General features: G+C 38.8%; 6 protein-coding genes. 3 read left to right on the forward strand and 3 right to left on the reverse strand.

The features are described 5' to 3' along the window. On the forward strand, positions 1-429 hold the full coding sequence (locus GARC_RS25275) for an ATP-dependent zinc protease family protein (protein WP_007625901.1): 429 nt from the start codon (positions 1-3) through the stop codon (positions 427-429). A gap of 58 nt (positions 430-487) precedes the next feature. On the opposite strand, the gene GARC_RS25280 is transcribed toward GARC_RS25275, so the two are convergent. The 3 genes from GARC_RS25280 to prfC form a co-directional block, all read right to left on the reverse strand. Continuing rightward, on the reverse strand, positions 488-1,060 hold the full coding sequence (locus GARC_RS25280; RefSeq protein ID WP_007625902.1) for an NADPH-dependent FMN reductase: 573 nt from the start codon (positions 1,058-1,060) through the stop codon (positions 488-490). Positions 1,061-1,216: 156 nt separating this feature from the next. Beyond that, complete coding sequence (gene argS / locus GARC_RS25285) at positions 1,217-2,953, reverse strand: arginine--tRNA ligase (protein ID WP_007625903.1); 1,737 nt, start codon at positions 2,951-2,953, stop codon at positions 1,217-1,219. Between the two features lie 46 nt (positions 2,954-2,999). Then, complete coding sequence (prfC, locus tag GARC_RS25290) at positions 3,000-4,577, reverse strand: peptide chain release factor 3 (protein WP_007625904.1); 1,578 nt, start codon at positions 4,575-4,577, stop codon at positions 3,000-3,002. A 273-nt stretch (positions 4,578-4,850) separates the two neighbouring features. On the opposite strand from prfC, the gene GARC_RS25295 reads away from it, so the two are divergent. Together GARC_RS25295 and GARC_RS25300 are read left to right on the forward strand one after the other, a co-directional pair. Then, positions 4,851-5,117: a helix-turn-helix domain-containing protein gene (locus GARC_RS25295; RefSeq protein ID WP_007625905.1), complete on the forward strand. Its 267-nt coding sequence runs from the start codon at positions 4,851-4,853 to the stop codon at positions 5,115-5,117. Positions 5,118-5,194: 77 nt separating this feature from the next. Continuing rightward, on the forward strand, positions 5,195-5,848 hold the full coding sequence (locus tag GARC_RS25300) for a hypothetical protein (RefSeq protein WP_226989331.1): 654 nt from the start codon (positions 5,195-5,197) through the stop codon (positions 5,846-5,848). Positions 5,849-6,059 lie beyond the last annotated feature (211 nt).

A 6,059-nucleotide genomic window follows, 5' to 3' on the forward strand; every position in this document is an offset into this window, starting at 1 on the left:
ATGAATAAAAAGCATTTAGTTGGTGCACTTGAACTATGTGATTTACCTCAACTTAAACTAAACGGATTGGAAGCAAGAGTTGACACCGGAGCAACAACATCCTCATTGCATGTGGATAATATCGTCAAATTTAAAAAAGAAAAGGAAAAATGGGTTCGATTTGATATCCACCCCGACTCACATGACGTAAGCAAATTAATGCAAAGAGAAGCCAAAGTTAAAAGTGTACGTAAAGTTAAGAGTTCTAATGCTACAAAACAAACACGCTACGTAATCGAAACCGACATTTCAATTGCCGGTATGCAATGGGGAATTGAGCTTACTCTTACAGACCGTTCTGAAATGAAATACCTGATGCTGCTTGGCAGAGAAGCCATGTCTGGGCGATTAATTGTTGACCCAGAGCATGAGTTTTTATTGACCGAATAGACCAATATATCCGAGCCACTAATATAGTGGCCAAGACCTACGGAAATCCTATTTTAATTTAACCTTTTAACTTGGTTAGAGTATCGACCAATTCTTTGCCAAGAGCCTTTAACGCTTTTTCGGTTTTTTCATCGCTAATATTGCCATCCCCATCAAACATAGCAAATGCGCCACTGACCGCTTTTTGATTAGGTAACACCATAGTCCCTAAATTTTCCATCAACATACGCAGTACGACCAATACCCGCATACCGCCCAATCCACCAGGTGATGCAGCCATAATCGCGGCTACTTTGCCTCGGTAAGCTGCCATAGGAGCTTCATCACCAGTACGTCTGGAGGCCCAATCAATCGCATTTTTAAATAAGCCGCTGTAGGAGCTATTGTATTCAGGAGATGAAATTAGAAAACCGTCATGATTAATCAGTAATTCTTTGAAGGCTTGAGCTGCAACAGGCATACCTTGTTCTGCCTCTAAATCTTCATTAAAAATAGGCATTACAAAATCTTCAAGATTGATGATAGTCACCTCAGCGCCAGCCTCTTGTGCACCTTTTGCGGCAATAGCTACCACTTTTTTATTGACTGAATCTTTTCTACCACTACCAGCAAAGGCTAGAATTTTAACCATATTAATTACCTAAGTTATTATTTGATACTAATGGATAAACCATACACGAGATTAACTAAGGTTAATTTGAAATTTTTTATATAATGTAAAAACAAACAACCCGCCTTTGGCGGGTTGTTTGTTTTCCTCGTAGCTCGTAGCTCGTAGCTAAAAAGCTTACATCTTCTCCATAGTCTCAATGCCCAACAAGTCCAAACCTGACTGCAAGGTTTTAGCTGTCAATTGCGCTAACATTAAACGGCTATTTTTAGTTTGTTCTTCTATGCCCTCTTTTAATATTGGACAAGCTTCGTAGAAACTCATAAACAAACTGGCTAACTCGTAGATGTAAGCACAAAGTACATGAGGGGTAGCCTCGCTGGAAACTTGTTTAATTGCTTCAACATATTGCATTAACTTAACGGCTAACAGTTGCTCTTGAACCTCTTCAAGCTGAATATCTGCCTGTAAGTTCACATCATCTACATGAGCTTTTCTGAAAATACTTTGTACGCGGGCGTAAGCATATTGTAAATAAGGCGCGGTATTACCTTCGAAACTGAGCATAGAGTCCCAGTTAAAAATGTAATCTGTGGTACGGTTTTTACTGAGGTCTGCGTATTTCACAGCGCCAATCCCCACTTTGTCAGCGATAATTTTGCGCTCTTGCGCTGACAAGTCGGATTCACGTTGGTTGATCAGTACTTCAGCACGTTCAATGGCTTCATCTAATAGTTCAGCCAACTTCACTGTGCCGCCAGTACGAGTTTTAAAAGGTTTACCATCGCTACCTAACATCATACCAAATGGACAATGTTCGTAAGTTTGAGTAGGTTTGATAAACCCTGCTTTACGGGCAACAATTTCTGTTTGTTTAAAATGTAAGGCTTGACGGACATCAGTAAAAATCAAAGTGCGATCAGCGCCTAACACACCATTGCGATAACGAATAGCGGCTTGGTCGGTGGTCGCATACAAATACCCACCACCAGACTTTTGCACTATATAAGCAGCTGGATTGCCCTCTTTGTCGGCCATTTCTTGTAAAAATGCAACTTGTGCGCCTTGGCTTTCGACCACTATGCCAGAAGATTTAAGTTCTGCTACTGTTGCAGCTAAATCTTTATTGTAGGCACTTTCACCCATTATATCGCTGCGTTTAAGGCTAACATTAAGCTTGTCGTACACATGTTCACTGTGAGCAATAGATATAGTTACAAAGGTTTTCCATAAAGATAAACACTCAGGATCACCACTTTGCAATTTAACAACGTTTTCACGGGCTCTATCTGCAAAACCGTCCTCATTATCAAAACGTACTTTGGCAGCTCGGTAAAAGTCTTCTAAATCAGATAGGGCCGTTTCTGCTACACCATCGGCTGCTAATTTATCATTGAGGTGAGTAATTAACATACCAAACTGTGTTCCCCAGTCTCCCATATGATTTTGGCGAATAACTTTATGCCCTAAAAATTCCAGCGTTTTAGCTACGGCATCACCAATAATAGTGCTCCGTAAATGACCAACGTGCATCTCTTTAGCTAGATTAGGTGCAGAGTAATCCACAACTACTGTTTGTTGTTGTTCGGCTTCGATACCAAGACGACTATCAGCGTTAGCCGCTTGTAGTTGTTGGGCTAGCCACTGAGGTTTTAAATGAATATTAATAAAACCTGGTCCTGCTACTTCGAGCTTTTCGGCTATGTCATCTAACTCAACGACATCGACAATTTTTTGCGCAATATCTCTTGGGTTTTGTTTGAGCACTTTGGACAATGCCATAGCCCCATTAAACTGATAATGCCCAAAACCGACACGGGTACTGCGGCTAAGGGGAGCAGGAGTACCTTCAGGTGCTCCAATGGCAATGAGCGCGGCTTTAAATTTTGCTAATAATAATGTGTGTAAGTTCATGTCTGCTCTTGTGTATAAAATGCTTCAGGCGGCTGATAAAAATACCTTAGTGTTCTCTGGTCGTATGAAATTCAATTTCAGGATAACGTTCTTTAGCTAGAGACAAGTTCACTCTAGTAGGCGCAATATAAGCTAAATTATCACCACCATCTAAAGATAAATTTGCCTCTGCTTTGCGTCTGAATTCATCGAGTTTTCTGGGATCTTTAGATGTCACCCACTGCGCGGTATACACGTTAATATGTTCATACATTGCATCTACGTTGTATTCGCCTTTTAAACGGGCTACAACCACATCAAATTGCAAGACTCCTACGGCACCCACTATCAAGTCGTTATTTTGAATAGGCCTGAATACTTGCACCGCACCTTCTTCAGACAATTGGATCAAACCTTTTTGCAACTGCTTTTGTTTCAGTGGATCTTTTAATCGAATACGCTTAAATAATTCTGGTGCAAAATTAGGAATACCAGCAAAACGGAATTTTTCGCCTGCGGTAAAAGTATCGCCTATCTGCATAGAGCCGTGATTATGCAAACCAATAATGTCACCCGCATAAGCCTCTTCCAGCAATTCTCGGTCGCTGGCTAAAAAAGTCACGGCATCTGAAATTCGTACATCTTTACCTGTACGGCTTTGATGCATTTTCATGCCTTTCTCGTATTTTCCCGAAACTATGCGGCAAAAGGCGATACGGTCCCGATGTTTAGGATCCATATTGGCTTGAATTTTAAACACAAAACCACTGAATTTTTGCTCGCTTGATTCGACTTTTCTGTCACTGGTTTCACGGCCTTGCGGCAATGGAGCCCAATCAACCAGACCATCAAGCATATGATCAACACCAAAGTTACCCATAGCAGTACCAAAAAACACTGGTGTTAACTCTCCGGCCAAAAATTCATCATGATTAAATTCATTGGATGCGCCTTTCACCAGTTCAAGCATGTCGCGAATTTCTTCGGCGTAATTACCAATTGCGTCTTCTAATTCAGGATTATGTAAACCTTTAATAACACGCACTTCTTGGATCATGTGTCCTAAACCTGATTTATAAAGATAGGTTTCGTCTCGAAGTAAGTGATATACACCTTTAAACTCTTTGCCCATGCCAATTGGCCAAGTAATAGGGGCACATTTAATATTTAGAACTTTTTCAACTTCATCTAATAAATCAATAGGATCACGGGTATCCCTGTCGAGTTTATTCATAAAGGTAATAATGGGTGTGTCACGTAAACGCGTTACTTCCATTAATTTTATAGTTCGAGCTTCTACGCCCTTGGCCGCGTCTATTACCATCAAGCAAGAATCGACTGCGGTTAAGGTACGATATGTATCTTCTGAGAAATCTTCATGCCCAGGCGTATCTAATAAATTAACAGTACACTCACGATACGGAAATTGCATAACAGAGGTAGTAACAGAAATACCCCGTTCTTTTTCCATTTCCATCCAATCCGACTTAGCATGTTGGCCAGACTTTTTGCCTTTTACCGTACCGGCTTTTTGTAAGGCATTACCGAACAACAATACTTTTTCAGTAATAGTGGTTTTACCCGCATCGGGGTGAGAGATAATCGCAAAAGTGCGGCGTTTATCAACTTCTTGTTGGAAAGACATGGAATACTCTTAAGTGAACGGGTTACTAAATAATTTGGTCGCGCATTGTATATGACTCCAATAAAAAAGTCGCGGATCTGATTAGTATTAGTAAGTAGTTTGATTTGAAATCATATTTTTTTATTATAATAAAGAGATAATTTAATACAATTTGTTATTAACCTTTCTATTTACTAATACACTGGTTTAAATTATATTCCCGCTAGGTAAGTTTTTTACCGTTGGATTATTAACCTGTAACATTCATAGTTTACCATTAGGAAACGACTTCACATGTCACGAAGAAAAATGTTTAGTGGTGCTCAACTGAGATCTTTGCGCAAAGAAGCGGGTTATACTCAAGAAGAGCTTGCTCAACGAGTAGGCATAAGCCGTGAAACAGTCTCAGCTATCGAAAATGACAAACCTGAAACCATGGACAATATCGGAGTTGGTGTTGTGAATAAGTGGTGGTCTATCTGTCGCCAGACTGCATCTGATCAAACTCGTGAATCTTTTTTCTCTACAGTTATGGATTATTTTGGCTTTAACTTAAACTGATCTTGTTTTAGTCTAGGCTTATGTTTATAAGAGCCTACCTACCCCAGATTTTCACAGCCCTCTTCGGAGGGCTTTTTGTGTTTCTTGGTATTGCTACTTTTGGTAATGGTGAAGCCTTCGATCGTTTGTTTATTTTCATTTTAATTTTCACTGGTATTATTTGTAGAAAAAATATCGATGTACTAGGCATAGTATTTATATTAGCTTTTGAAAGAATACTTGAAGAAATATTCTGGTTTAGTTCACAAGATATTTGGTATTCGAAAGTAGCAGTTTATAGCTGTTTGATTATAGTACTTTACAAGTTAAAATATGACGCCATGTCGAGGCTTGCACTCCCTTGTTTAGTTTTATCGATTAGCGCTGAGTTATATTGGTTTGCATCTGATTATCAATTCACTCCAGAAATATATTGGTACAATATCCTCATCGGACAAAGTATGGTGGTCAGATTTTTATTATTTTCTAGAATAAATTTGAGTTATAGCATTTTCAATAAAAAAGCGAATTCTATTAATCTAGATTGGATCATTTATCAGGCTACCCGTATATTTATTGTGTTTGAAACACTCAACATTTTAGAGTATTTGTTACGCCATATATTGGAATTAAAAGTAACCGTCATTTATGTTTGTTACCCTTTCGCTATGCAAATAATAGCTACATTTATACTATGGGCTGTTTTCAATGAAGCGAACAAACTTTTAAAAACACGTATCTTAAGTGCTTAATCAATAAAAAAATAACAAAATTGTTCTGTCGTGAAGTAATATTTATTTTCCTAAATATTACTTTGCGAGAAAATAATGAATTTATTAAAATTATATACTTCACTGGCGTGCGGGTTAGTCTGTTATGGAGTAACTATTAATGCATATAACGTTGTGGCTGATTATAAGACTGATCACTTAATCGCGGCTGGCTCTAAACAAAAACCGCCTA

It is taken from the genome of Paraglaciecola arctica BSs20135 (assembly GCF_000314995.1).
In the GTDB taxonomy this organism is placed as follows: domain Bacteria; phylum Pseudomonadota; class Gammaproteobacteria; order Enterobacterales; family Alteromonadaceae; genus Paraglaciecola; species Paraglaciecola arctica.

Coding starts and splice junctions, on each gene's coding strand:
- prfC (WP_007625904.1), bottom strand. CDS start 4,577: ATGTCTTTCCAACAAGAAGTTGATAAACGCCGCACTTTTGCGATTATC.
- GARC_RS25295 (WP_007625905.1), top strand. CDS start 4,851: ATGTCACGAAGAAAAATGTTTAGTGGTGCTCAACTGAGATCTTTGCGC.
- argS (WP_007625903.1), bottom strand. CDS start 2,953: ATGAACTTACACACATTATTATTAGCAAAATTTAAAGCCGCGCTCATT.
- GARC_RS25275 (WP_007625901.1), top strand. CDS start 1: ATGAATAAAAAGCATTTAGTTGGTGCACTTGAACTATGTGATTTACCT.
- GARC_RS25280 (WP_007625902.1), bottom strand. CDS start 1,060: ATGGTTAAAATTCTAGCCTTTGCTGGTAGTGGTAGAAAAGATTCAGTC.